General features: G+C 61.5%; 23 protein-coding genes and 4 pseudogenes. 18 read left to right on the forward strand and 9 right to left on the reverse strand.

The genetic code is table 11. From position 1 onward, the window contains the following. Positions 1–49: 49 nt before the first annotated feature. The 8 genes from ACWNC0_RS04720 (at position 50) to ACWNC0_RS04755 (ending at position 3,692) form a co-directional block, all read left to right on the forward strand. On the forward strand, positions 50–523 hold the full coding sequence (locus tag ACWNC0_RS04720; protein WP_156800006.1) for a hypothetical protein: 474 nt from the start codon (positions 50–52) through the stop codon (positions 521–523). 53 nt (positions 524–576) lie between these two features. Further along, complete coding sequence (locus tag ACWNC0_RS04725; RefSeq protein WP_449469967.1) at positions 577–756, forward strand: hypothetical protein; 180 nt, start codon at positions 577–579, stop codon at positions 754–756. A 97-nt stretch (positions 757–853) separates the two neighbouring features. After that, positions 854–1,495, forward strand: a complete 642-nt coding sequence (locus tag ACWNC0_RS04730; protein ID WP_008828739.1) for a peroxiredoxin — start codon at positions 854–856, stop codon at positions 1,493–1,495. Further along, complete coding sequence (locus tag ACWNC0_RS04735) at positions 1,492–2,169, forward strand: carbonic anhydrase (RefSeq protein WP_020820535.1); 678 nt, start codon at positions 1,492–1,494, stop codon at positions 2,167–2,169. The genes ACWNC0_RS04730 and ACWNC0_RS04735 overlap by 4 nt, the downstream gene beginning before the upstream one ends. Further along, on the forward strand, positions 2,166–2,564 hold the full coding sequence (locus ACWNC0_RS04740) for a hypothetical protein (RefSeq protein ID WP_449469970.1): 399 nt from the start codon (positions 2,166–2,168) through the stop codon (positions 2,562–2,564). Before ACWNC0_RS04735 ends, ACWNC0_RS04740 begins: the two co-directional genes overlap by 4 nt. Next, positions 2,561–2,761 carry a hypothetical protein gene (locus tag ACWNC0_RS04745; protein WP_449469971.1) on the forward strand — a complete coding sequence of 67 codons (201 nt, stop codon included), beginning with the start codon at positions 2,561–2,563 and terminating at the stop codon, positions 2,759–2,761. The genes ACWNC0_RS04740 and ACWNC0_RS04745 overlap by 4 nt, the downstream gene beginning before the upstream one ends. Then, positions 2,734–3,429 (forward strand): superoxide dismutase, encoded by a 696-nt coding sequence (locus ACWNC0_RS04750; RefSeq protein WP_054435115.1) that lies wholly within the window; start codon positions 2,734–2,736, stop codon positions 3,427–3,429. The genes ACWNC0_RS04745 and ACWNC0_RS04750 overlap by 28 nt, the downstream gene beginning before the upstream one ends. A 17-nt stretch (positions 3,430–3,446) precedes the next feature. After that, on the forward strand, positions 3,447–3,692 hold the full coding sequence (locus ACWNC0_RS04755; RefSeq protein WP_020820532.1) for a hypothetical protein: 246 nt from the start codon (positions 3,447–3,449) through the stop codon (positions 3,690–3,692). Between the two features lie 42 nt (positions 3,693–3,734). On the opposite strand, the pseudogene hmpA reads toward ACWNC0_RS04755, so the two are convergent. The 5 genes and pseudogenes from hmpA to ACWNC0_RS04780 all read right to left on the reverse strand — a co-directional run bounded on the left by hmpA (position 3,735) and on the right by ACWNC0_RS04780 (position 7,375). Then, positions 3,735–4,947: pseudogene (hmpA, locus tag ACWNC0_RS04760) on the reverse strand (NO-inducible flavohemoprotein). Between the two features lie 39 nt (positions 4,948–4,986). Then, the gene (locus ACWNC0_RS04765) at positions 4,987–5,262 is read right to left on the reverse strand and encodes a DUF1971 domain-containing protein (protein ID WP_020820531.1); all 276 of its coding nucleotides are present in this window, start codon (positions 5,260–5,262) and stop codon (positions 4,987–4,989) included. Continuing rightward, on the reverse strand, positions 5,255–5,734 hold the full coding sequence (locus ACWNC0_RS04770) for a group III truncated hemoglobin (RefSeq protein WP_449469973.1): 480 nt from the start codon (positions 5,732–5,734) through the stop codon (positions 5,255–5,257). Before ACWNC0_RS04770 ends, ACWNC0_RS04765 begins: the two co-directional genes overlap by 8 nt. A gap of 319 nt (positions 5,735–6,053) precedes the next feature. Then, positions 6,054–7,256 (reverse strand): tyrosine-type recombinase/integrase, encoded by a 1,203-nt coding sequence (locus tag ACWNC0_RS04775; protein WP_056383872.1) that lies wholly within the window; start codon positions 7,254–7,256, stop codon positions 6,054–6,056. Then, complete coding sequence (locus ACWNC0_RS04780) at positions 7,253–7,375, reverse strand: hypothetical protein (RefSeq protein WP_017503292.1); 123 nt, start codon at positions 7,373–7,375, stop codon at positions 7,253–7,255. The genes ACWNC0_RS04775 and ACWNC0_RS04780 overlap by 4 nt, the downstream gene beginning before the upstream one ends. 404 nt (positions 7,376–7,779) lie before the next feature. Between ACWNC0_RS04780 and ACWNC0_RS04785 the strand changes: the two genes are divergently transcribed. Further along, positions 7,780–8,565: a hypothetical protein gene (locus ACWNC0_RS04785; protein ID WP_449469975.1), complete on the forward strand. Its 786-nt coding sequence runs from the start codon at positions 7,780–7,782 to the stop codon at positions 8,563–8,565. 55 nt (positions 8,566–8,620) lie between these two features. Here the strand turns inward: ACWNC0_RS04785 and ACWNC0_RS04790 are convergent. Both ACWNC0_RS04790 and ACWNC0_RS04795 read right to left on the reverse strand, forming a co-directional pair. Next, positions 8,621–9,596: pseudogene (locus tag ACWNC0_RS04790) on the reverse strand (ParB/RepB/Spo0J family partition protein). Between the two features lie 252 nt (positions 9,597–9,848). Beyond that, entirely contained in the window at positions 9,849–11,051 is a 1,203-nt protein-coding gene (locus tag ACWNC0_RS04795) for an AAA family ATPase (protein ID WP_056356802.1), read from the reverse strand. A gap of 549 nt (positions 11,052–11,600) precedes the next feature. Between ACWNC0_RS04795 and ACWNC0_RS04800 the strand changes: the two genes are divergently transcribed. The 9 genes and pseudogenes from ACWNC0_RS04800 to ACWNC0_RS04840 all read left to right on the forward strand — a co-directional run bounded on the left by ACWNC0_RS04800 (position 11,601) and on the right by ACWNC0_RS04840 (position 23,888). Further along, entirely contained in the window at positions 11,601–12,905 is a 1,305-nt protein-coding gene (locus ACWNC0_RS04800; protein WP_056356805.1) for a replication protein RepA, read from the forward strand. A gap of 405 nt (positions 12,906–13,310) precedes the next feature. Beyond that, positions 13,311–13,631 (forward strand): single-stranded DNA-binding protein, encoded by a 321-nt coding sequence (locus tag ACWNC0_RS04805; protein ID WP_021243468.1) that lies wholly within the window; start codon positions 13,311–13,313, stop codon positions 13,629–13,631. Between the two features lie 96 nt (positions 13,632–13,727). Beyond that, entirely contained in the window at positions 13,728–14,612 is an 885-nt protein-coding gene (locus tag ACWNC0_RS04810; protein WP_449469976.1) for a DUF7146 domain-containing protein, read from the forward strand. 69 nt (positions 14,613–14,681) lie between these two features. Then, positions 14,682–18,900: pseudogene (locus ACWNC0_RS04815) on the forward strand (strawberry notch-like NTP hydrolase domain-containing protein). 123 nt (positions 18,901–19,023) lie between these two features. Next, complete coding sequence (locus ACWNC0_RS04820) at positions 19,024–21,087, forward strand: ParB/RepB/Spo0J family partition protein (protein WP_449469978.1); 2,064 nt, start codon at positions 19,024–19,026, stop codon at positions 21,085–21,087. Positions 21,088–21,219: 132 nt separating this feature from the next. Then, positions 21,220–22,150: pseudogene (locus tag ACWNC0_RS04825) on the forward strand (ArdC family protein). A 131-nt stretch (positions 22,151–22,281) separates the two neighbouring features. Further along, positions 22,282–22,917 (forward strand): hypothetical protein, encoded by a 636-nt coding sequence (locus ACWNC0_RS04830; RefSeq protein ID WP_449469980.1) that lies wholly within the window; start codon positions 22,282–22,284, stop codon positions 22,915–22,917. Positions 22,918–22,942: 25 nt separating this feature from the next. Further along, positions 22,943–23,554, forward strand: coding sequence for a DUF6927 domain-containing protein (locus ACWNC0_RS04835; RefSeq protein WP_449469981.1), 612 nt, complete (start codon positions 22,943–22,945; stop codon positions 23,552–23,554). Further along, positions 23,547–23,888, forward strand: a complete 342-nt coding sequence (locus ACWNC0_RS04840) for a hypothetical protein (protein ID WP_449469983.1) — start codon at positions 23,547–23,549, stop codon at positions 23,886–23,888. The genes ACWNC0_RS04835 and ACWNC0_RS04840 overlap by 8 nt, the downstream gene beginning before the upstream one ends. Positions 23,889–24,064: 176 nt before the next feature. On the opposite strand, the gene ACWNC0_RS04845 is transcribed toward ACWNC0_RS04840, so the two are convergent. Together ACWNC0_RS04845 and ACWNC0_RS04850 are read right to left on the reverse strand one after the other, a co-directional pair. Next, positions 24,065–24,292: a GDCCVxC domain-containing (seleno)protein gene (locus ACWNC0_RS04845; protein ID WP_449469985.1), complete on the reverse strand. Its 228-nt coding sequence runs from the start codon at positions 24,290–24,292 to the stop codon at positions 24,065–24,067. Beyond that, positions 24,285–24,647 (reverse strand): mercuric reductase, encoded by a 363-nt coding sequence (locus ACWNC0_RS04850; protein WP_449469986.1) that lies wholly within the window; start codon positions 24,645–24,647, stop codon positions 24,285–24,287. Before ACWNC0_RS04850 ends, ACWNC0_RS04845 begins: the two co-directional genes overlap by 8 nt. Positions 24,648–24,655 lie beyond the last annotated feature (8 nt).

Here is a 24,655-nt window from a genome sequence, read left to right on the forward strand (position 1 = left end):
CGCTCAATGCGCAATAATATTCATTTGCTTGCTTCATGGTAGCGGGCCGATGATGGGATCACAAGGCAAGACCCGTGTGATCGACCCTGGACAGGCACCAACAACCATAAGGCGTCCAACGGTTTGGGCGAACTTTCAGATGAAACCTTTAGGCCGCTTCACGCCCGAACCGCCGCCGCCGCGGGCCGAAATCTGGAAAGTCAGCATAGCGCTGGCGTTGCTGGTTTTAGGGATAGGCATAGCACTTTTCAGTTTTTACGACGCTGGTGCGATCAGTGACGATGTCTTCGTTGCCGTGGTGGTCTTCGTGATCGCGGTTTGTATCGGTGTGATCCTCTCTCTCGATTGGGAACAAACGGCACATCGCCGAGTGCGTCAGCCCTGGCAGGAAGTGCCCCCTCCGTTTGACTTCATTGCGCTGTGGTCATCTGAAGACCGACAGCCGTCGGGTGAAGATGCCCCTAATCTTCAGGAAACCTGCCGCCGCAAACCGCCTCCCTCGTCACGGACAAAGCTGCCGTGAAGGCTGACAACGATGATGACCGACAAGCGCGTGGACCAGAGCGCCCGCCCTCCATGTCCGGGCTCTATCTGATTTTCGCCGCAAGCATCGCCTTCGTCTCGATCCGCCATTTTGTCGATTTGCTCCGCCAAAACGGCTTCGTCGCCGAAGGGGACGGCAATGGGATAGTGCTGTTCGCCATGCCGATAGCCCTCCTCGTGATCGTGGGGCTCGGACCGGGAACCCGGCGCTAATTTATATCCAATATCTTTGCTGATAAATAATAATAACATTCGTTTGTATGATGCTTCGTCCATCTCCACATCAGATCTGCGATATGAAGGAGTTCCCATGGCCATTCAGCTCGGGCAGATCGCCCCCGATTTCGAGCAGGACAGCACGCACGGTCGCATCAGCTTCCACGATTGGCTCGGCGGAAGCTGGGGTGTCCTGTTCAGCCATCCCAAGAATTTTACGCCGGTCTGCACGACGGAACTGGGCGAGGTTGCCAAGCTCCGGTCCGAATGGGACAAACGCAACGTCAAACCCATTGGCCTCTCGGTGGATCCGGTCGAAGCCCATCACAAATGGGAGCTCGACATTCACGAAACCCAAGGGACGAAACTCGACTTCCCGATGATCGCGGATGCCAACACCAAGGTGTCGGCGCTCTACGACATGATCCACCCCGAGAGCGACCCGACGGTCACTGTCCGTTCCGTCTTCGTCATCGATCCGTCACGCAAGGTGCGGCTGATCCTGACCTACCCGCCTTCGACCGGTCGGAATTTTGCCGAGATTCTCCGTGCCATCGACAGCCTTCAACTTACAGATGCCCGTAGCATCGCAACGCCCGTCAACTGGGAACCTGGCGAGCCGGTCGTCATATCGCCGAAGCTGTCGGACGAGGAGGCATCCCGGCAGTTCCCACAAGGCTACAAGACACTGAAGCCCTACCTTCGGGTCGTCGATCTGCAGGCTCCCGGGCAATGAGGCAATTGGAGGAGAGTGGAAAAAGACAGACCGCCGCCGACGGAGCAGACGACGGCGGCCTCTCCGACCTGTTGGCCCGCAACCGCGTATGGGCTGACGCCAAAACCCTGATCGATCCCGGATTCTTTAAACGGCTCGTAGGCCAGCAGCGGCCACGCTACTTCTGGATCGGCTGTTCGGACAGCCGGGTGCCGGCCACCGAAATCGTCGATCTCGATCCCGGCGAGATGTTTGTTCATCGCAACGTCGCCAATCTCGCCACGCCGAGCGATCCTAACTTCGCCGCCGCCTTGGAGTTCGCGGTCGATGTTTTGAAGGTCGAGCACATCATCGTCGTGGGCCATTACGGGTGCGGCGGGATTCAAGCGGCAATGGCACCGGACAGGGACGACGCGATCGGGCTTTGGCTCGCACCGGTGCGTGAGCTCTATCAAACAGTCTGCTGCACCCCGGATACCAATGCAGACCGTTTGTGCGAACATAATATCCGCGCCCAGGTGAAAGCACTCGCAGCCAACCCATTGGTTCTTCGGGCCTGGGCGCGGCACGCTGCGCTAACGCTTCACGGTTGGGTCTACGCCATTGGAGACGGCCTTCTCCAACCGGTCTGCTCACCCGTCAGCCGCCACCCCGATGAGGCAGTTCCCAAACTCCGGATTGCAGGCGCGTCATGATCGCCGTGCGCGCCCTGTGCCGCGTGAGGGCGATTGGCCATGACGACAGCCTCGTCGACGCCATCTCCGCCTGCAAGGGCGCGAGTGAACCCGATCGCGACATTGATGCACGGATTGCGCTGGCCGTATTTCCGGCACTGCGCAGCTTGACCGTTATTGCTCCTGGAGTCTGGCTGCAGGACGACGGCCACCACGTTCGGGCACTGCTCTACACGGCGACTTGCCGCGCTGCCGCTATGTTGGTGCCATCCGGCTATTGGATCGAAGCCGGCCCCCAGGGAACCACCGTGGTGGGCGAGCTTGGCCAATGGACAGCCCATCACCCGGTTGAGGCAATCGCCCTGTGCATGGCCGCGCTCGATGCGCGAAGGGCGGAGCTGTCCTATGCACATTGACCGTTCTCACCAAAGACCATTGCAGCGCCCTGTGCGGCTGCATCAGCAATGGTCCCGGAGCGCTCATCATCAGGGCCTTCCTACCGACTTATCTGCGCCGGATGGTGCCGCATCATCACGCCTCGGCCGAAACGATTTCCGGCGCTATTTCTGCTCAAGGAGACAAGCGATGGCTGATCAAAGCCGCAATGCTGTAATAGCTCAATCCGACCTTGAGAGGCTCGTCTTCGAATTGCCTCCCCTGCCCTGTGGGACCAAGGATCTCGAGCCTGTCCTCTCGGCGGAAACACTGGAGATCCACCACGGCAAACATCACGCACGCTACGTGGAAACGCTCAATCGGCTGCTGGCCGAGCAGAATTTCTCGGCCCACACGCTCGAGGAAATCATCCGTATAGCGCACGGCAGCGGCGCGAAGGGCGTCTTCAACAATGCAGCCCAGGCATGGAACCATAGCTTCTTTTGGGAGAGCATGGCGCCGAAAACGGTTAAACCTGCCGGGCTGCTCGCCAGCGCCATTTCGTCCGAATTCGGGAGTCTCGAAACGCTCAGACAGCGTTTTTCCGCTGAAGGAACGGGCCATTTCGGATCGGGTTGGGTCTGGCTCATCGCGAAGCGCGACAAGCTCGAGGTGATCTCTACCCACGACGCGGGTAGCCCAATCCTTGAGGAAGGGGTGACGCCGCTGCTTGCTTGCGATGTGTGGGAGCATGCCTACTACATCGATTACCGCCAGGATCGCGCGGGCTGGATCACGTCCTGGTGGAACAGGCTCGCAAATTGGAGCTTCGCCGAAACGCAGTTTGACGCAGCGATCGGCCAGGGCAAGCCGTGGCGCTATCCACCATCACAGACCGCCCGTTGAATAAGGAGGAGAAGTAAATGCTCGTTGACGTTTTGGCTGGCGATAGCAGTTCCCCAGCAGCCCGGGGCAGTTTTCACTTCGCGCGGTCACCCCAGGCAGGCGAAGAGATCGAGATCGACGGAACGGTCGTCGTCGTGACGCGGGCCTGGCATCGGCCCAGCATCTATTACCAGGGTGCCAAGTTCGCGATTCTCGTCGAGGAACCTGTCGCTGACGCCCAAGTGCGTCCAGAAGTCCGAGATCACGCCGACATGGCGGTTTGAGTAGACGCGGAGAAGGGCGATGTCGCCCTTCTCCGCGCTCAGTCAGGCGGCGAGCAATTCGTCCGCCGGACCGAAGAATTCGTAATGAATGCGGTCGGATGGGACGCCAGCCAGCGACAAGGTCGAGACGGCGTGCCGCAGAAACGGGCGTGGTCCGCAGATATAGTAATCGGCCTCACCTACAGGCGTGTTGGCGACCAGCCATTCATCGGTAATGATGCCGGCGACGTCATAATCCCGTCCTGCGACTTCATCTTCGAGCGGGGTCTGATGAAAATCGGTGACGGTGATTGACTTGCCCCGCCCAGCGACAGCGCGAACATGATCACGCATTGCGTGGGTATCGCGGTCATGAGTTCCGTGGACATAGTGCACGGGAACTCCCGCCTCGCCCTCAGCAAGCGTTTCGAGCATGGCCACCATCGGGGTCAGCCCCACGCCGCCCGACAGGAGGATCACCGGGCGTTCGACATGCGCTGCCAGGAAGAATTCGCCTGCAGGCGCGGCAACTTTGAGCACCGTGCCCGGCTTGGCTTCATCATGAAGCCAGCCTGACGCAAGACCAAGCGGCTCACGCTTGACCGAAATGCGATAGGTTTCGCCGTTGGGGGCTGCTGAAATCGAATAGTTGCGCTTGACTGGCGGATGTCCCGGAATTTCAAGCCAGAAGGTCAGATATTGCCCGGGCTTGTGCCGCATGACGGCCCCGCCATCAACGGGGCGCAGAACGAAGGAATTGATGACGCTGCTCTCACGCACGACGTCCTCGACGCGAAAATCGCGCCAGCCATTCCATCCGCCGGTCGCATCCTTCTGTTCTGAGTAGAACTCGCTGCTCGCGGGCGATCAGGATGTTGGCCAGGAACCAGTAGGCTTCGCCCCAGGCAGCGAGAATTTCATCGGTGGCCGCATCCCCCAGCACCGCCTTGATCGCCCCCAGGAGCGCCTCGGCAACGTGCGGATAATGTTCGGGCAGAATTTGCAGGCCAACATGCTTCTGCGCGATCCGCTCGACCGCCGGGGCAAGCGCACCGAGATTTTCGATGTTGCTCGCATAGGCGAGAATGGCGCCGGTCAGTGCCCGCGGCTGCGAACCGGCATCACCATGGTGCGATTGGTTGAAAAGGTCGCGAATGTTCGGGTTCTGGAACATCCGGGAATACATCTCGTTCACGATGTCGAGGCCATGCGCTTCGAGCGCGGGGACGGTCGCCTTGACGAGCGCAATGGTCTGATCGCTGAGGGGCTGCGTCATCAACTTCTCCTTTTTGAATGCGTTGAAAATCCCGGAATGTCAGAGCTTGGGAATGTGATCGTAAAAATCCACCTGCATCTTCATCGGCCCTGTCGGCGTTACGAAATGCGGTTGCTGAGGGAGAATCAAGCCAGGCTGGTCAGGCGTCAGGACGATCTCCGAAGGTGGCTCGAGGTAGGTTAGCCGGAGTTCGCCCTCGAAAACCCGGATCACGCCCCAAACACCAGCCTTCGTGTCATGTCGCGCGCGCAAGGCAGCCGGCAGAGTGTCCTGGTTGAACACCGGCGTGGAACGGTAAGGCAAGATTTCAGCCATGGGTTTGCCCTGGTCGCTCGATGGCATCCTTACGTTCCGCGTTGGCGACCGATGCAGCACTCCGTTCCTCCAGTTGGAAGAACATCGCCAGTTGCAGGCTCTCGGCGATGCGCCGCGCCTTCGCTTGTAGCGCCGCTGCCGCTTCGGGCGTCATCCTGTCATTGGTCGTTTGAACCCAGAGTGCGAGCCACCGCTCGAACAGCGCGGGCGTTATCCTGGCCTTATGCTTCAAATGGGCCGGCACCGGTTGCCCCTTGTATCGGCCACTGGTGAGCATGACGGAGGACCAGAACGCAGTCAGCTTCCCAAGATGCTCCGGCCAGTCATCGATCGCATCGTTGAAAATCGGCCCAAGCGCGGGGTCGGCGCGGACCCGCGCGTAAAATTCCTCCACCAAAGGAGTCAGCTCTTCTTCTCTGATTTTCGAGACACCGTCCACGACTCGCGCTCCAATCATGTATGTATAATACATCTATCATGATTGCGCATAAACGCAAGGCTAGCGCATATTTCCAGGTCGTCGGTCGCGGCGATGTACACAGCCTGAGAAACTGCTCAGCCCCGCTAGTTTAGCCTTGAATCCGAAACACGAAGGCATAGCATCAGCCAGCGACCCGAAGGAGTCTCGGTAAGACGTAGACACCTTTCCTTGCCCGCCCGTCAAAAGACGGGCGGGTTTTCTTTTCCGATTCCGTCGGACATTCGCTGGAACGCTAATCCGCGTGATCTGGCGCACTCGGAATTTTCAAACACCGTCACAAATACCTAATTGTGCGCAGCTCAAGATCTAATCACCCGATTTTCGCGATCAAGCGGCCGGCGGCACCCTGCTCTGCCGCCAGATTGCGATTATAGGCGAGCGGCATCCGGGGACTCTTCCAGCGTAGCGCATCCATGATCCCCGCCAGATCCTCGCCGCTCGCAAACAGATCCTGGTTCAAGCCCACCCGCGTCGAATGCGCGCTCACGCCCTTGAGCAACTGCGCCAGATCATCGGCGGTGAGGTCGCTCAGCGCGCCCTTGTCGAAGGCGCGCCGGATCATTGCCCGCCAGATCGGCCCGATCGAACCCGGGTGCAACGCCCCCTCTCCCACATCATATTCGGTGCGCGCCGGCACCGCCGACTTCGGCAACGTCTTGCGCAGATCCCAGCTTTCGCGGCCAGAAATCGTCTCGATCCGCCGCCCCTTGACCGCGGCCCGCGCCTTGTAGCGGCGCACCTGCACCCGGCGAAACAGCGGTCCCTCCTCGATGTCGGCAGCCGCAGTCCAGGCGGCGATCGCCCGCACCGAGCGCGGGCTGAGGAACGCGGTCGCGCCCTTTCCCTCCTGATCGCCCTTGCTGCGCGAAATCGTCAGCAGCCGCGCCTCGGGATCGATGGCGTCCACAATGTGCTCGACCTCGACCGCGACCAGCTCGGAGGCGCGCAAGCCCGTGTCGTAGGCGACCGACAGCAAAGCCCGATCCCTGAGCCCCGGCAAATCATCCGCGCAGGCCTCAAGCAGCCCCCGCACATTAAGCCCCCGGGGTGCGTCCCGCTCGACATTGCGCACCGGCCCCTTGAACCGCAGCGGCCGCGCCTGGGCTTGCGTGCTGCCCTTCTCCCGGCGGATCGCGCGGAGCCGCAGTTTGACCAGCTCGGCCTGGGTGGGATCCTTGATGTCGAGCAGCTGGTGGATCTTGGCGATCGACGCCTTGTAGCGACCGAGCGAGGCGGGTTTCGCCCCCTGCCCTGCCCGGGCATCGAGATAGTCGGCGACCGTCTCGGGAGTCGCCGGCAAGGTCACGCGCCCGTTTCGGCGGCACCAATGGTCGAACGCCTCGATGTCGCTGGCAAGCGCGCGCAGGGAATGCGGCGAGGATGCCGCCTGATAGGCGGCGATCAGCTCGGCGTTGATCGTGATTGGCGATCGGCAGTTCAGCTTGGTCACCTCCCAGGCGAGGTCGACGGCCTGTCGGCCTCGCCGGCTGCTGATGGGCGCTGGGAGGCTCATCTGGACAGCGCGACAATCTGGTCGAAGCTGTGCGGTTCGACCCCATAGATAGCCTCACGCGTCACGCGCCCATCAAAATCGCTCTGCCATGACCAGAATATCGTCTTTTCAGTGTCCAAATGCCCTGCCCTCCGCCGGGATGCACATACCCACCTTATAGAAAGGCGTCAAATCCGCTTATGCGATAACTGCAATTATCACATACTAGGATGTTAAATCCATGCTCATGCTAGACTGAAGTATGCACTTCAGGATATATAGTAGCCCAGTGCGACCTCTTCCGGACCTTTCAACGCCCATTTGGACGGCAAAGTTGGCCCAGCGGATCGAACGCGCTTCTGCGTCGATTGCCCGCCTTGACGCCCGTGTTGCCGTCAGCCCTGTCGCGAATGCATGGCGCCAACGCTCGGCCTGGGCAGGCTATGCGGCGTCCCTTCGGGGTCAAAGCGCCGAAATCGAAGAAATTGACATTTTCGCTCGCGAATGCGGTGTCTCTATCCCTGGTCGGATCAGTCCGCCGTCCATGTCAGAAGACGGTGGGGACCTGACGCGGTGGCAGGCCGATCTGAGGGATCGCTCCATTCACCACTGGCGAGATGACGTGGCCTATTCGACAGCCACGCCGGACGATTGGCGCAACCGCCCTGCCCTCCTGCGTGCGCTCGAGATGCTCGGTCGCCATGCTCGCGCGGACCGCTCAATCACAAGTTGGCTGAACTTGCCCCGGCTACTTCATTCGATGGAGGTAACGGCCACCCCCCTCCCCTGCCTCGCCATCGCTGACAAAGCGCTTCGACTGACGCCGCGGGACAGTGAGGCCATCGTCGCGCGCTTTCTTCGCCAGATTGCTGATGTCGCCGCAACGGGCCTCCAACGGCTGGATGCCATGGAGGAACATCGCCTTCGCGCCGCGGCCGTAGCGGGCAACATCCTTCGCCCTGGCAAGCTTCTCCCACTTCTCGCGCTCTTGCAGCTTCGACCGGTTACGAGTCCGCGGGTTGTGGCTCAGCAGCTCGAGTTGAGCATATCGGGAGCCGGGAAACTTCTGGCACGCGCCGCCGATGCCGGGTTGCTGGTGGAAATCAGCGGACGGCAGGCCTGGAGGACTTATCTCGTCACAGACCTTGCAGTAGCATTCGGCTTCGCGCGTCGTCCCGTTGGTCGACCTGTGGAGCCTCCCAAAGTGAGCGAGGCGCTCGATCCGTCACTGTCCCGCTTTGATGCCGAGATGGCTGAGCTCGACGCCATGCTCGCCCGCCTCGGTGTAGTTTCGGACGTCGGCGATGACACACGCGATGAGCAAACGTAGCCAATCTCCCCGAAGCGCGGCATGCGCCCAGGCCCATCGGTCTCGTGCAACCGAGTCAGAGAAGGCCTTCAATGGCCTTGAGCACTTCGGCGGGAGTCGCACCGGACTTGGCAGGCACCTTGATCGTGAGGCCCCCTCCCCTCACCTTCGTGTAGCGTAAGATCACCTTACCCCCCTTCCCCATCACTTCTTTCTCGCCGGCGGGCTTGGGGAGGGGTGCCGCCGTGGCTTTGACCAGACGCTTCGCGACTTCAGGCCCGCTTAGATTCAACCCCTCGCGTAAGCGCTGCTCCGCGATCCGATCGGCCTCGTCACGCATCTTGACAAAGGCTTGGGGATCGCCGGCAAGGGGCTTGATGTCCCGCGCGACCCGGACCGTGATGTCGTGCGTATCCGAAAATGCTTTGACCAGTTCCTCCGGCAAACGAGCGACGTCGAGCATCCGGCTGAGCCAAGACTTGGACAAGTTGAGATGCTCGGCCATCTGCGATTGCGACCCGTCATAAAACTCGGCAAGCGCGACGCTGTATTCCTTTGCGCGCTCCCAATCTGAGATGTCCTTGCGCGACCGGTTCTCGACGTCGGAGACGCGAAACGCTTCCTCATCGGTGACGTTCTGAATCGTGATCAGATAGTCATATTCGGGATGGTGATGGTCGCGCAGCCACCGCACTGTCCACCAGCGTCGGACCCCGGCAATGATCTCATATTCGTGGTCGGGATCATCCTTGAGGCGGCGAACGATCGCCGGGATCCTCTGCTTCTTGGCGGACAGGAACGAGTTCGATCAGGTCGCGGCAACTGTCCTCGGTCAAATGATCCAGATCGCGGTTGTGCATCCGCCACGGGCGGCATTTCGCGGGATCAATCCACTCGGTCCTGTCTGCCACAGACTTCCCGGTCGCCAAGCGCGCAAGGGTTTGGCTACGGCTTGCCATGATGCCTTCGGCCGGCGCCGATTTGTCGAGCGATTCCTCGTCGTCGAGTCCCTCTGTGAACATGGCGCCGAAGCCCTTGTTACCCTTGCTCATAGGCTCGCTCCTTCTTGGATTTGCGCCGGGATCAGACCATCCAAAATGCAGGAGTTGCCACGTGGCAACTCACCGGACGTTGGCCCGTTATAACGGGAAATATCTGATCGGCGGTGTTGCATCTCTGATGTCTCAATATCTTGTTTTTATTTGATTTAGTTCTCGGTTGCCACGTGGCAACCAACGTTTGCGCAATGGCTCACATCGGCACTCTGATGGCTTCCTCTGATGCACCGTTGCCACGTGGCAACTTCAGACTTGGTCCCCTGCCCTGCTGGCCCAAGTCCGCAGAACATCTTGTTCGATGTCGCGGCAAACCTCGTTCAAGTGCTTCATGCACCGGTTATAAACCTCGTGCGAGGTCACTGGTTTTTCGAGTTCAAACACCGTCTTCATCCGCGAGCTCGCATTGTCGATCTCCGCGCTGGTGACCATCACCGACTGCGTCATCGAGCCGCCGAAAACCTGCCGCATCATCGACAGGATTTCCCGATGCATCGACTTGGTCTCATCCACTCGGCTGCCCACCAGTCTAATAAAATTATAGGCGGGACGCCCCCGCCCCGCGAGCTTCTCAAGCTGCTTCATAGTCGTGCGAGTCATATCAATGAAGGAGACTGTCGATGCGAAATCGACGAGGCTGGGCGGCACCGGAATGACCATCGAATTCGCAGCCTGCAGAACGGCCATCGACACCATGCCGAGCGCGGGCGGCGGGTCCATGATCACGATGTCGTAGTCGTCGACCACCGTATCGATCGCTTCAGCAATCAAATCGATAATTTCCATGTTCTGGTTCTTCGCCATGTAACCGGCGATTTCATATTCCAGATTGTAAAGCCTCAAGTTCGACGGAATGAGGTCGAGGCCGTGGAAGTGTGTCTTGCGGATGATCTTGCGCACGCCGAGCAGCTCGGGGTTATGGAAGTGCCCGTAGAGCGTGTCATCCTCCTCAAGATCGACGTCGGGCCGATACCCAAACATCATCGTCGAGGACGCTTGGCTGTCGCAGTCGATGAAGAGCACCCGATAGCCATTGATCGCAAAGTGCTGCGCCAGATGCAGCGCAATCGTGGATTTCCCGACACCGCCTTTAAAGTTGCACACCGAGATGATCGCCGGCGTGTCGGTCGGCTCCCGCCAGGGGCGGGTGCCGAACACCTCACGCATATGGTCGAGTTCTTCCAAGGTATATTGCACCCTGTGGCCGGAGGCGGTGCGATCACGGCTTGGCAAGCGTCCGTCGCGCTCAGCTTCTCTTATCGCCGAGGCGGTGCGGCCGACGAGCGCCGCAGCTTTCGAGATCGGAAAAGTTGGGCCGCGTTTGCTGCCGGTCTCGGGATCGACCGCGCTATCGCGGATCCGCTTAAGGATCGTCAGCGCCTTTCGATGCAGGACGTCCAAGCCGCCCTCGATCAGGTCTTCCGGTTGAGCTAAGGTTGCATCAGTGGCCATATGGGTCCGCTTCTGTGGGTTTGATGAGCTTCAATAGCCGCGTTGGCAGTTTCGATCAACGAATTGGCCATCAAAGTTGCAAATCGACCGATGATCTCCGAGCCATTGGCCGATTCGCTAGTGCAGCGGCCAACGCAAAGGAGACCGCGACCGATGATCTCAGAGCGCTTCTGACTGGCGGCGTAGTTCGGCGCCTAAAAACGATGCATCGCGACCCACCTGTGGATAACTACCGATGATCACGGTACTTTCCGATGATCTCAGTGCGAGAAATAGATGATGTCGGTGCGGCTCGACCGATGATCTCGGAGCCCATACCTATACTTTAGAATCAACCTATAAAAATCCGATTCGCGAATCGCTTTGATTTTCAGATTTTGAAGAGGGAGGAGGTGAACAGAAGGCAAAACGGCACCGACATCATCGGTAAGTTTGCAAGTCTAGCGCCCCATTTCCCTCCCAAACTGCCAACGGGGTTGATTTACCTCACCAAACCTGTTGAAACCTGCCTATCACAGCCCCCGGCAGATTCGGGGGGAAGGGCAGACCATGAATGGGGATCAGCATAAGCCGCTAGGGCACCAGTACGCATTAGCCATGCTCACCGGCGGAGAAGAAGGCGTGCGTAGGCTCGCGACTTCCGCCGGCACCCAGCTGACCATCGACGCCTTTCTCCGCGTTCAGGACGAGGAGCCTGTACCAGCGTTCCTCCATTCCGCGCTCTGCGCAATGTCGCTGCCGACGAAGCGGCCCAAGGACGACACCCAGCCGATCGTTCGGGAAGACGGCAAATACGCGCTGGCTATCAATCCGAGGCCCGTGCTCCAAAACGTTGATGGCAAGTCGGTCATGCGTAGCCTCGGCGTGCCCTATGGCGCATATCCTCGCGTCGCCTTGATCTACCTCTTGTCGCAAGCCGTCATGAAGCAGTCGCGCGACGTTTATCTCGGCAGAAACTTCACCGAATGGATGCGTCGCCTGGGCTACCAAACCGTATCATATGGTCCACGCGGTACGGCAAACCTCATGCGGGAGCAGGTCGATCGGCTGCTGGCGTGCGAGTGGCAGATCCGCTGGGACGGGACCGAAGCTGAAGGCAATGCTTTTGCGGTGCGGGACGTCAAAATCTCGAACGAATATGCCGGGTCACTCGACAAGAATGGCTCTTTTGCGCGCGAAATCCGCATGTCGGAAGCGTTCTACAGCCATCTCATCGATCACGCGGTCCCGCTGAACGAGGTCGCGATCCGGGAGCTCAAGGGCACGCCGACGGCACTCGATCTTTACACCTATCTTGCCTATCGTTTGCCGCGGATTGGGTCCGACAAGGGCCAGGTGATTTCGTGGGACCAGCTCGCCAAACATCTCGGCAACGAGGCTGACAGCAAACGCTTTCGCCAAACCGTTCGTGAGACGATGCAGATCGTATCGGCGGTGTACCCGAATGCAAACGTTGACCTATCGGGTCGGAAAGTAGTTCTACACCCGTCGCCAGCGCCGATGGAGCGCAAGCTCGTGGGACCCCACCTACGGCTGATCGGCGCCGCTGCTGATAAAACGGCACTGAGATCATCGGTCAAAGGCCGTCGCGAACCCGCAGTAGCCGCTGCAAAGGACGCCGAACCTCTGCTCGGATTCCCATCGGGGTCTCTCAGCTTTGGCACTCGCGAATCAGTGTTTCGAGAAATCGGTCTCACAAAGGGAAAACCTTGGTCCGTCGATACGATGGCCGATGCGTTCCGCGCCGGATTTCCCGATATCAAGAGACCGCGTTCAGAAAAGGAGTGGCTTCGCGTCTGGGACGCTTTCGTCGTACGGTACGCTGAGCGGAGGGCGAGTCGGCCTGAGGATTGACCGATGATCTCCGAGCCGTTCAGGTTGAAAAGGCTCTTAGACGATTCTGTCTCATTTATCGGCAGGAGTAAGAACGGGAAAGGGCAGAACACCTGAGCATGAGGTGGATTCCGCCGCTCCCTCCTGTCAGCAAATTCAGCGTAAATCATTGTTTTATTGGCGCTAAAGTATCGGCGTTGTGCTGACAATCCTCCAAAGCGCATCGTATCACTTGGGGCAGCATCAAGAGTTGGGTCTGTGACGTGCCTTCCCCCTATCCAGGGGGATACCATGTATATCGCCTTTCGAGATAGCATGCGTGTCTCGCTCGCAGCTAGGATCCACTTTGCGACCAAAGGCGCGGCGTACCGACAGCAGCGGGATGACCGCTTTGTCGCCGACAGGTTGACGCAGTGAGGAGGCCGCATGATCAATTTTGCCAAATTCGAGATCATCGGACGGATCGGTGAAATCGATGCCAAGCCCAAGGTCACGAACATCTCGGTATGCGCGAACTATCGCCGCCGTGGAGAAGGCGATCAGTGGATCGAGGATAGCTACTGGAACCGAGTCGTCATTTTCAGCGACGGCCAGCGGAAATATATCGATGAGAAGGCCCAGGTTGGCGATCTCGTGCGGATTGCCGGACGGCTCCGTGACACCTCCTACGAGCGCGACGGCACCACCCACTATACGACCGACCGGATCGTCGAAGAGTTCGGTGTGCTCGCGGCAAAGGCGGCATAAATCGCAGGAGGCAGCGCCGATCGGCAAGAGGAGAGGGAGCATGCGCGGAGCGACCTTGGATTTCGATTGGAGTTTCGCCCATGCCCGCCACCATCGATGCAGCAGTCCGCGCCAAACAAATCGTCGAGAAGCCTGGGCGGACGCTGGTCTGGATCGCGCGGAGAGTGCCGCTGCCCCGCCCATGACGATCACTCCCCCAGCCTTTCGGTCCGCCTGGGCACCAAGGCGATCCTGTTCAAATGCTTCGCGGGATGCACATCGACCGATATCCTCAAGGCTCTGGATCGTCAGGGTTTGCACGATCGGGTGCCGGTTCACGTCGAACCACGCGCGCCGGCGCGCGATCTGAGCGGCTTGGCCAGGTCATTGTGGCAGCACAGCATCCCCATCGCCGGCACACCGGCTGAAACCTATCTTCATGCTCGGGGCCTTTACGCGCCAACGTCCGACCTTCGCTTCAACCCACAGACGATCATAGGGAAGGGGAAAGATCGGCGCAGTCTTCCCGCAATGATCGCCGCGGTGAGAAACGAGCTGGGCCTGGTCGCGGTCCACCGGACCTTCCTTGATCCCACAGACATTTTGCGGCGCCCCTTCCGCAAGCCCAAGCTGGCGCTGGGTCTGCTCGGGTCTGGCAGCGTGCGCTTTGGGGAGCCGGATGACGTTCTGGGCATTGCCGAGGGGATCGAAGATGCCTTGTCCGCCATCGACTGGTTCCAATTGCCGGTCTGGGCCGTGCTTGGTGCCGAGCGCTACGCTCATGTCGGCATACCGTCGCATGTGAAGCGCGTCATCGTGTTCGGCCAGCGGAACACGGCGGCGAAGATCTGCCTGAAGAGGGCAGGGGAGCACCTCAGCGCCAACGGGCGAAGGGTCGAGGAATGGCTCCCATCCGAGCATGACGATTGGAACGATGCTCTGCGCGATCGGCTTGCCCGCAACGCCGTTCCTCGCCCCGTGGTTCACACGCACTTCCACTGAAGAGAGGAGAGGAGGCCTCCGGCTTGTTGATCCGGTGATGGGCACCGGGCGATGCAATGGAGGCTTACAATGCGCACCTCAGCTGCTGCTCTCGAACTCGATTTTACCGAACCATCCATCACCGCGGCGAAGGCGATCCATGCCGTGCTGCACAAGGGCGATGGCCTGGACCGGCCTGGCTTGCTCCGGACGATGGAAACCGCCTATGGTTCAACCGCAGCCGATGGGCATTGGTCACTCCGCGACGCCTATGATGTGCTGGAGCTGGGCCAGGTCCTGCACCTCGCCACGCTTGACCTGCCGCAAGAGCCGGCTGAGTGCCTTGCGGCCCTGACCGCGCTCACCGCATCCCTGCCGACGCATACCGTGCGCAGCGAAGAACAGATCGCGCTCCAGCAATTTTCGACACCGGCCGCGATTGGCTATCTTGCCGCGCTCGCCGCTCGCATTACCGCCGCGGATACCGTCCTGGAACCCTCCGCCGGCACCGGGCTCCTCGCGGTATTCGCCGCCCGCGTTGGCGCCAAGCTTGTCCTCAACGAGATCGATCCCGCGCGTGCCGCTATGCTCGAGGCAGCATTTCCCACCGCACCGGTCAGTCGCCACGATGGCGAACTCATCCACGATCTGCTGCCGCTGTCGATCCGCCCGACCGCCGTGCTCATCAACCCGCCCTTTTCCCGCAGCATGGGCAGGCATGCCGACCCGCTTGCCGCGTTCCGTCATCTGCGCGCCGCTTTGAAGCGGCTTGGTGCCGGGGGGCGCTGCGCTGCTATCCTTCCCGATCGCGTGGACACATCAAGCCGCGCCTGGGCGAAGGCGACCGACGGTTGCGCGATCACGCTGCACGTCGAACTGCCCGCGAATGCCTATGCCAAACATGGCACCAGCCAGATCGTGAAGCTGATCGTTCTGGAAAAGGGCTCCCAGGACGACGTCGCCCTTATCCGGTGCAGCTCGCTCGCCGAGGTGCTCGCGACGATCAGCACATCGGCCACCAGCCTTACGGCAACCCCGCGATGCTCGCCAGTGCGCCTTGCACCAACCCTTGCGCGCGGATCCCTGCTCGGCGGTCTTTCGAGCAGGCCCCGGCTTTCGGCCCCGATCGCGAAGGCCGCCCCGTCTCTCGGCTCGCTCGATATCAGTTACGATGTCTTTGCCGAACCCGTACCGACTGGCGAGGCGGTCGGTGTCTACTTGCCGTACCGGCCGAGCCGCATCGCCATTCCCTGTGCATCCGCGCATCCGACTGCTCTGGTGGAATCGATCGCCATGGGCTCGATCACGGCACCGCGGCCCACTTACGTTCCCAAGCTGCCGACCCGCGTTGTCGCAGACCGGGTGCTATCCGACGCTCAGCTCGAAACGCTGATCTATGCCGGTGACGCCTTCGAGCGAGACATTTCTGGCCTCTTCAAGGCGGCCGAGGAAGGATTGTCGCTCGCGCCCGACCAGGACGGCCGACCTTACCGGACCGGATTCTTCCTTGGCGACGGCACGGGTGCCGGCAAGGGCCGTCAGGTTGCAGCCATCATCCTCGACCAGTGGCTGCGCGGGCGCCGCAAGCATATCTGGATATCCAAGACCGAGACGCTGCTTGAGGATGCCCGTCGCGACTGGACCGCGGTCGGGGGTCTCGCGCTCGACATCCAGCATCTCAACCAGTGGAAACTCGGCACGGCGATCGGCGCGGCCGAGGGCGTGCTATTCCTCACCTATGCGACGCTGCGCTCCAACCGCGGCGATAAGGGCACCCGTCTTCAGCAGATTCTCGACTGGGTCGGTGACGATTTCGACGGCATGATGGTGTTCGACGAGGCGCACGAAATGGCGGGTGTCGCCGGCGGCGAAGGCCGTTTCGGCACGAAGGACGGCTCCGATCAAGGTATCGCCGGCGTGCGCCTGCAAAATCTGCTGCCTCGCGCCCGCGTCCTCTACGTGTCCGCAACCGGCGCGTCGGACGTCAACAATCTCGCTTATGCCACCCGGCTTGGCCTGTGGGGTCCGACCACCGCCTTCGCCGATCGCCGCGCCTTCGTCGACAGTTTGCGTCGTGGCGGGATCGCGGCCATGGAATTGATCGCCCGCGACCTGAAGATGCAGGGCCTCTATGTCGCCAGGGCGCTCAGTTTCGCCGGCGTCGAATATGACATTCTCGAACATCGCCTTACGCCCGACCAGGTCGAGGTCTATGATGCCTATGCCGATGCGTGGGCGATTATCCATGCCAATTTGCGCACCGCGCTCGATGCCACCCGGGTGACGGACAGCTTCTCCAACGACACCTACAACAGCGGCGCCAAGGCCGCTGCACTGTCGATCTTCGAATCCACCAAGCAGCGTTTCTTCGGCCAGATCCTGATCGGCATGAAGCTGCCGTCGCTGATCCCGGCGATCCGTGCCGATCTGGCCCGGAGCGAGAGCGTCGTGATTCAGCTGGTCTCGACGTCCGAGGCGATGCTCAACCGGGCACTTGCCGCGCTGAATGCCGAGGATCGGGCGAATCTGGACATCGAGCTTTCACCCAAAGAGTTCGTCATGTCCTATCTCACGGCGGCCTTTCCCGTCCGACAGATGAAAACCTTCGTCGATGACACCGGCAAGACCCGCTCCGAGCCGATGTCCGACGAGGAGGGCCGTCCCATCTTCAGCCAGGAGGCGATCGAGATGCGCGACAATCTCGTCGAGCGGTTCTGCTCCCTGCCGATCGTGGGGTCCGCCCTTGATCATATCATCGGGCATTTCGGAAGCGACGCGGTCGCCGAGGTTACGGGACGCAGCCGGCGTATCGTCGTCGACGCGCATGGTCGCCAGCGTATCGAGAGCCGCTCGCCGCGAACAAACCTTACCGAGACCGACGCCTTCATGCGGAACAAGAAGAAGATCCTGATCTTCTCGGATGCAGGCGGCACTGGGCGCAGCTATCACGCCAGCCTCACCGCCGAGAACCAGTCGCGCCGCAACCATTATCTGCTTGAGCCCGGTTGGCGCGCTGACGCGGCCATCCAGGGTCTTGGCCGTACCCATCGCACCCATCAGGCAACTGCGCCGCTGTTCCGTCCGGTATCGACCGACTGCCGCGGCGAGCGGCGCTTCATCTCGACGATCGCCCGCCGCCTCGACAGCCTTGGCGCCCTGACACGGGGCCAGCGCCAGACGGGCGGCCAGGGTCTGTTCGACCCTCGGGACAATCTGGAAAGCGACTATGCCAAGGAATCCCTCGAGACATGGTTCCGTCTTTTGGCCGACGGCAAGCTGCGCTCGACCACGCTCGACGAATTCCAGACCCTCACCGGACTTGAGCTGGAGGGCGAAGGCGGCGGGCTGAAGGAGGAGCTGCCGCCCATTCAGCGCTGGCTCAATCGCATTCTCGCGCTGCGCATCGCGCTGCAGAATGCCGATCTTCGATGAATATCTCGGTCTGATTGAAGCCCGGATCGAGGCGGCGCGCGAAGCCGGCACGCTCGATCTTGGTGTCGAGAGCATCAATGCCGAACGCATCACGATCCTCGATCGCACGGTGATCCGGCGCGACGAGACGAGCGGCGCGGAAACCGAGATCCTGCGCCTCGAAACGGAGGAGCGCTACAAGCCGGTCCCGCTGGAGCGCGCGCTGCGGATCCTGGGCGACGACGCGCGTCCGATCGTCAATCGCAAGTCTGGCAGGGCGGCGATCCGGTGCAGCACCTATTCGCTTACCGACGACGATGGCGAGATCGTCCGCCGCTACGAGCTGGTGCGGCCGACCCGTTCCGAGCGGATGCGGCAAGATTTGCTGCTCGAAACGATGTGGGAGGAAACCAGCGAGGAGGAATTCTCGGCGTTGTGGCAGGCCGAGGTAGAGGAGATGCGGGACAAGACGCGCACCAGCACGCTCTATTTGGTCGCGGGGCTACTCCTGCCGGTTTGGGATCGCCTGCCCGACGATCATGTTCAGGTCTGGCGGCTGAACACCGATGACGGCCAGTCCTTCCTCGGCCGGATCGTCCCAGCACCGCTGGTATCGAAGTTCGCGGACGCCTTCGGGATCAGTGCCGCCATCACCGTGTCCGGCGACGATACCGCAAAGCATGTGATGACGACCGGCGAGATATCGTCCGTCGGAGCCTACCGGCTCAAGCGCAGCCTGGTCGCCGGCCAGCAGCGCCTGGAACTGCTCGATTGGCCGCACACGCGGCTTGCCGAACTCAAGGCGGCGGGCTGTTTTACCGACATCATCCAGCACAGGACGCGGATGTTCGTCCCCGTCGCGCAGGCCGCCGCCGTCATCGAGCGCATCACCGCCTGACGATCCAGGTCCTCTCTCCGCGCTCGGCGCAGGAGAGGGGAGGGAGCCTTCGGCTTTGTGGGCCTGATGAGCAGGCTCGCGTGACCGTCGAGGCGGCGCGCCAGTTCCAGATGGAGACGACCGATGATCCAGTCCGTGAAGGTCAAGAACCTCTCGCTGTCCAAGGACAATGTCCGCAAATCCAGCCGTGAGGCCGGTATCGACGCCCTCGCCGCCAGCATCGCAACGCAAGGCTTGTTGCAGAACCTCATCGTTACCCCGCTTAAGAAGGCGGGCCATTTCACCGTCAAGGCGGGCGGGCGCCGGCTGCGCGCACTCCAGAGCCTGATCGAACAGGGCCGTTTGCCCGTCGACCATGTCGTGCCCGTCCTCGTCCTTACCGACGACGACAACTCGGTCGAGGCCAGCCTCACCGAGAACTTCCAGCGCGTTCCGATGAACCCGGCGGATGAAAGCACCGCGTTCAACTTCCTCATCCAGAAGGGGATGACCGCCGAGGACGTTGCCAAGCGCCAGGGCGTCACCACCCAATTCGTTGAGCAGCGGGTGCGGCTTGCCGAACTTGCGCCGAGCGTGTTCCAGGCTCTAGCCGCCGGCGAAATCACCCTGGGTGTCGCCCAGGCCTATGCCGTGACGAGCGACATCGATCGTCAGGCGCGCGTCTTCGCACAGATGAGCACCTCCTATTACGGCGATCAGCCCGACAACATCCGGCGTGCGATCCTCAACGGCACGATCAAGGCGAACGATGCCAAGGCGCGGTTCGTCGGTCGTGACGCCTATGTCGCGGCAGGCGGCCGCATCGAGGGTGATCTCTTTGCAGCCGAGGGGGACGAGAACTGGATCGACGTCGATCTTCTCGAAGATCTTGCCGGCAAAAAGCTCGAGGCGGCCGCTGCCGAACTCGCGCAGGCGGAGGGCCTCGCGTTCGTGACGCCGATCGCGGCCACTCACGTGCCCTATGATCTCGAGCGTCAGCTTCATGAATTTCACGCGCCCGCGCGGCCTCTCAGCGACGAGGAAAGCGCGCGTGTCGAAGCCCTTTCGGCCGAAAATGACCAACTCGTCGAGCGGCTTGAGTGTGAACTGACCGACGGGACGCCGGAAGTCGAGGTCGCGAACGATCGCCTCGACGAGATCGAACGGGAGCTTGAAAGCATTGAGGATTCCCGTCGCGAGATCGATCCGGCGGTCCGGGCGCAGATCGGGACGTTCGTCTATATCGGTGGCGATGGCGAAGCCCGCGTTCACACCCGCATGTTCAGTGAGAAGCCCGTTGTCGATCCGAATGCTCCGCCCAAGGTGACGGGCGGTGCCAATAGTGACGACGGCGCCGACGACATTGATCATGGACCCAAGCTCAGTGCTACGTTGATCGACGAGCTGGCGACCCAGCGCCGGCAGATCCTCGTCGCCCATATCGCCAGCGATCCGGCGATGGCGCTGGACCTCACCATCTTCCTGATGGCGCAGAATGTCGTCTTCGAGCAGAATTACGTCCGCAATCACTCGACGCTCAAGTCCGGCGGCGCGCAATTCCCGATCTTCGGCTTCCGCGACGAAGGGTCGATGGCGTCGCAGACCATCGAGGATCAGCGCCAGCGTCTCGATACGAGTTGGGCCGGTTACAAGACCATGACCGAGCGTTTCGAAGCCTTTCGTGCGCTCGACGACGAGGCCCGCGGCAGTTGGGTGGCCTTCTCGATCGCACGCACGCTGGAACCGAGCCTGAACATTGCCGAGGGCGGACGGTCCAACGGGTTCCATGACCATCTTGGTCGCGCGCTCGACATTCAGGTCGAGCATTGGTGGCGCCCCACGGCCGAGAACTTCTTCGGCCGCGTCAAAAAGGAGGTCATGCTCGCCGCGCTCGAGGACATTGGCGGGCCGATCCTGCGCGGGCGCTACAAGGACGCCAAGAAGGGCGACCTTGCCGCAACCTGCGCCTCGCTCTGCAACGGGCAGGGGATCGTCGAGGCCGAAATCCGCGAAAAGGCAACGGCCTGGCTGCCTGATGCCATGCGCTTCGACGGCATCGAGCAGCCCGAGACCATCGCGCTGCGCTCGACGTTCATCGACGAGGCCGATGACGTCGATCCCGGCGATGATGGTGATGATGTCGATGATGAGTCGGACCTGGAGGATGCGCCGCACGACGGTCAGGAGGATTTGAGCGAGGCGGCCTGACGCCCGTCTGCACGGTTCGAGGCGACTGGGGGCGGCACTCTTCGCGGAGTGTCGCCCTTCCTTTTGTGCCCCGGCGGCAGGCTCTCTGAGGGGAGGGCGCCAGTCCGGGCTCGCCTCTACCAGATCAGGAGAATGACCGTGGCAAAGACCACCGATAAACCGTCGCCTGCCGACACCATCACCAACGCGATCATCGACAAACTCGAAGCGGGCGTACGCCCTTGGGTTAAACCGTGGCGGACCTGGCCTTGGCGGCCGTCCCCTTCGCGCGACCGGCGACCCGTATAAGGGCATCAACTGCTTCTGGCTGTGGCTCTGCGCAGAAGGCGCCGGCTACCATTCTCGCACCTGGATGACCTATAAGCAGGCACAGGCGCTGGGTGGCCAGGTCCGCGAAGGCGAGCGGTCGCAAATCGCCATTTTCTACAAATCCTACAGCAAGACGGTGGAGTCGCCCGTCACCGGCAACTCCACCGACGAAATGCGACGCGTGCTGCGATCCTACGCCGTCTTCAATGCCGATCAGATCGAGGGGCTGCCGGAGAAATTTTATCCATGCCCTCTCAGCGTGGTCGCCCCCGACGACGAGCTGCCGGCTCGCGCGCAGCGCTTCCTCGATGCCCTTCCGGCGAGGGTTCACCAGTGCGGCGATCGGGCCTTCTACGACCGTGTTGCCGACAGCATCACGATGCCGCCCGTCGCGTTGTTTTCCACCCGTGCCTATTTCGCTTCGACGTTAGCGCATGAGGCAGGGCATTGGACCGGCCATCCTGACCGGCTCAACCGAGAATTCGGCAGGAAATTCGGCGACAACGCCTATGCTTTCGAAGAGCTTTGCGCCGAGATGACATCCGCGCTGCTTGGCGCGGATCTTGGCCTCCCGACCGCCCATATCGACGATCATGCAGCGTATATCGGCTCGTGGCTCGCGGTGCTGCGCAAGGATCCCCGCGCCATCATGACGGCTGCGGCAAAAGCCGAAGCGGCCGCCGCCTTTCTGCTCCGCGCAACTGGCCTCGCCACGTCGGACGTCGCCCAGGAACAGATCCGTGAAGCAGCATGATTGCGGCGATCGCCCGCCCAGGGCCCGGCGGCTACCGCCGGTTCGACGCAGCGTTCAGCCGCGTAAGGACAGGGGAGGGGAGGGAGCCTTCGGCTTTTTGAGCGCGCCAGAGCGCTCAGAAGGAGGCTCCCATGCTCTACGATACGCTCTACCGCCACAATCAGGCCCTTTCCCCCGCCGGTCTGGACCATCTGCCGGCGGCGCTCCACGCCCTCAACGCCGCCGTCGACGATTGTCAGCGTGTAGGCAAGCCTGTCGCCGGCGACGCGGCAATCCTTCTTCTCATCCGCCATCTGGCAGACGTTGCCGAACGCGATACGCCCAGCGTGAACGCCCTTCGCCTCCGTTGCGAAGCGGATCGCCTGGCGGTCGCCGCCGCGCCAGCGCTACTCGACATCGCCGGGAAGAGCGTCGGCGGAAACGACCACGCCAAACGTACCTTCCACTATCAGGCGCGCCGCGCGCTTGCACGTCTCGCGACGGCTATCGGCCTCGACGCGGACGAGGCTCGTATCAACACCGTCATGGGTGCCGATCACGAAGACGGCACAACAGAGCTGCGTCACGCGGATCTCGCCGTTCGCGTGGTCCCGCGCGGCTTCCTCCCGGACAGCGAGGTATCGATCAGCCGGTGTCGTGACGGGCAGGAGGTTGGCAAGCCTCACCGCGCGCCGATCTCCGAGTTGCTCGACGTGGCCGCGTTCCAGCGCCGGCTTGCCGGCACGCCCGTCGATATCGGCGCTGTGCGCCTCGCGGCCGCCGCCTGAACCCCGAAATTGCAGGAGATCCCTCATGGGTTGGCTCTTCATGCGCGATATGGGTGGCTACGCCACTCCGCGCTCCTATCTCGACAACCAGTTCACCTATGCGCACGCGGATCATCGTCTCACGGTTCTCGCGTCTTCGATGGTCGGTTCGATCTATTACGCGGCGTGCGAACGGATCGAGGCGTCCGGCGCTCGGGCCGTCTTCGCCGTCGTGTGCTTGACCAGGCAAAGCACCGGCGCGCGCGACGGCTGCACGTTCGGCTACAAAGATATGACGGAAACGATGGGACCGTGCGAAAGCGACTGTCCCGCTGCAATTCTCGATGAATTGACCGAGACCGACAGCACCTACGCCTCCGAATGGCGCGCACGCTGTCGTGCCAACCTGGTTCGCCGCAAGCTCGAACGCGCGAAGCCGGCCCCGAAACCGGGCCAGACCATCGTCTTCGACGAGTCCATTCGTTTCAATGATGGCGAAGATCGCGACCGCTTCACGGTCATTGCCAATCCGAAGGGCAAGGCACCGCTCTTTCGCGATCCCACAACCGGCGCCGTGTGCCGGATCGCAAAGTTCAAGACGCGCGCATACCGGCTTATCAACCCGACCATCGTCCCGAAGGACTCGGCCGATGGTTGAGCGCGCGCCAGTGATCGCGGCCTGGGGCGCGGGCGTCGATTCCACCGCCATGATCATCGAACTCGTCGAACGAGGCGAGCCGATCGATATGGTGTTGTTCGCCGATAGCGGATCCGAGAAGATCGATACCTATGCGTTCATTCCGGTCTTTCGTCTTTGGATGGACCGTCACGATATCGCTTCCGAGATAGTCCGCTACGAACCGCGAAATCTCAAGCATTGGCTGCTCTATGATAGCTTGGGCACCAACATGCTGACCAACGCTACCCTGCCGTCCAAGGCATTCGGGCGGAGGTCGTGCTTGTTAGCCCGGTTTGAAAAAGTGTTGCGTTAGCTTTTTGGGCTGGCCGTACCGTTATTCAAGAGCTGGCGGAGGCCAGCCCAATCATCACGCCGCGACAGCGGCGTGTGATAGGTAAGACCGCGTATTCATCATCTTTACAACAGACCCCCCGGGGCAGCTGCGGCACCCAACCGCGACATCTGCTCATTTTGACCGATCAACGGTCTTCAGGCGCAGCAGGCGCTACCCTTACCCTCGGCCTGGATCGGTGGGCACGGCACGGTGCCATAGGAGCAGAATACGCAACAGTCGCCGGGTTTGGGCTTCAGCAGCGCGCTACAGGCTGTGCAGTCATAGAAGAACTGGCAGGCGTTGGTTGGCATCGTTTCGGTCGATTGATGGCTGCAGTGCGGACAGGTGAGTGTGGAGCGCAGTTCGATGGCGGCGTCAGACATATCGAAAGCCCAGCCAGAGCAACACGGCACCGACGAGAAGCCCGATGAGCGTGAGCATACGCATCGCCGCGGGCGTGCAAACTCCATCCGGTCCGCAACGGAAGGCCGCGATCTGCTGGCGGAGGAGCACTACCGCGCCCGCCAGCAGGCAAAGCGCGCCGATGTCGAGGAGCGATGTTCGGTATGGCGCCGCAACGACGGCGATGCCGCCGAGCCAGGCTGCGCCGATGCCGGCCGAGGCGAGCAGAAACGGCAATGCGCAACATGCAGCGACCCCGAAGGCCGCCGCGATCCCGCCCAGTGCAAGCGATACGGCGCCGATGCCGGTTGGTCGACGGGTTAACGGTCGGGACATGACAACTC

The sequence above is a fragment of the Sphingobium chungangianum genome, assembly GCF_977014255.1.

Bases quoted from the DNA above. Each gene is read 5' to 3' on its own strand.
- ACWNC0_RS04805 (WP_021243468.1), top strand. From the start codon at position 13,311: ATGATCAATTTTGCCAAATTCGAGATCATCGGACGGATCGGTGAAATC.
- ACWNC0_RS04830 (WP_449469980.1), top strand. From the start codon at position 22,282: ATGCTCTACGATACGCTCTACCGCCACAATCAGGCCCTTTCCCCCGCC.
- ACWNC0_RS04770 (WP_449469973.1), bottom strand. From the start codon at position 5,734: ATGTATTATACATACATGATTGGAGCGCGAGTCGTGGACGGTGTCTCG.
- ACWNC0_RS04740 (WP_449469970.1), top strand. From the start codon at position 2,166: ATGATCGCCGTGCGCGCCCTGTGCCGCGTGAGGGCGATTGGCCATGAC.
- ACWNC0_RS04810 (WP_449469976.1), top strand. From the start codon at position 13,728: ATGCAGCAGTCCGCGCCAAACAAATCGTCGAGAAGCCTGGGCGGACGC.
- ACWNC0_RS04755 (WP_020820532.1), top strand. From the start codon at position 3,447: ATGCTCGTTGACGTTTTGGCTGGCGATAGCAGTTCCCCAGCAGCCCGG.
- ACWNC0_RS04765 (WP_020820531.1), bottom strand. From the start codon at position 5,262: ATGGCTGAAATCTTGCCTTACCGTTCCACGCCGGTGTTCAACCAGGAC.
- ACWNC0_RS04730 (WP_008828739.1), top strand. From the start codon at position 854: ATGGCCATTCAGCTCGGGCAGATCGCCCCCGATTTCGAGCAGGACAGC.
- ACWNC0_RS04840 (WP_449469983.1), top strand. From the start codon at position 23,547: ATGGTTGAGCGCGCGCCAGTGATCGCGGCCTGGGGCGCGGGCGTCGAT.
- ACWNC0_RS04850 (WP_449469986.1), bottom strand. From the start codon at position 24,647: ATGTCCCGACCGTTAACCCGTCGACCAACCGGCATCGGCGCCGTATCG.
- ACWNC0_RS04750 (WP_054435115.1), top strand. From the start codon at position 2,734: ATGGCTGATCAAAGCCGCAATGCTGTAATAGCTCAATCCGACCTTGAG.
- ACWNC0_RS04835 (WP_449469981.1), top strand. From the start codon at position 22,943: ATGGGTTGGCTCTTCATGCGCGATATGGGTGGCTACGCCACTCCGCGC.
- ACWNC0_RS04775 (WP_056383872.1), bottom strand. From the start codon at position 7,256: ATGAGCCTCCCAGCGCCCATCAGCAGCCGGCGAGGCCGACAGGCCGTC.
- ACWNC0_RS04845 (WP_449469985.1), bottom strand. From the start codon at position 24,292: ATGTCTGACGCCGCCATCGAACTGCGCTCCACACTCACCTGTCCGCAC.
- ACWNC0_RS04800 (WP_056356805.1), top strand. From the start codon at position 11,601: ATGAATGGGGATCAGCATAAGCCGCTAGGGCACCAGTACGCATTAGCC.
- ACWNC0_RS04725 (WP_449469967.1), top strand. From the start codon at position 577: ATGTCCGGGCTCTATCTGATTTTCGCCGCAAGCATCGCCTTCGTCTCG.
- ACWNC0_RS04735 (WP_020820535.1), top strand. From the start codon at position 1,492: ATGAGGCAATTGGAGGAGAGTGGAAAAAGACAGACCGCCGCCGACGGA.
- ACWNC0_RS04795 (WP_056356802.1), bottom strand. From the start codon at position 11,051: ATGGCCACTGATGCAACCTTAGCTCAACCGGAAGACCTGATCGAGGGC.
- ACWNC0_RS04785 (WP_449469975.1), top strand. From the start codon at position 7,780: ATGTCAGAAGACGGTGGGGACCTGACGCGGTGGCAGGCCGATCTGAGG.
- ACWNC0_RS04820 (WP_449469978.1), top strand. From the start codon at position 19,024: ATGATCCAGTCCGTGAAGGTCAAGAACCTCTCGCTGTCCAAGGACAAT.
- ACWNC0_RS04720 (WP_156800006.1), top strand. From the start codon at position 50: ATGATGGGATCACAAGGCAAGACCCGTGTGATCGACCCTGGACAGGCA.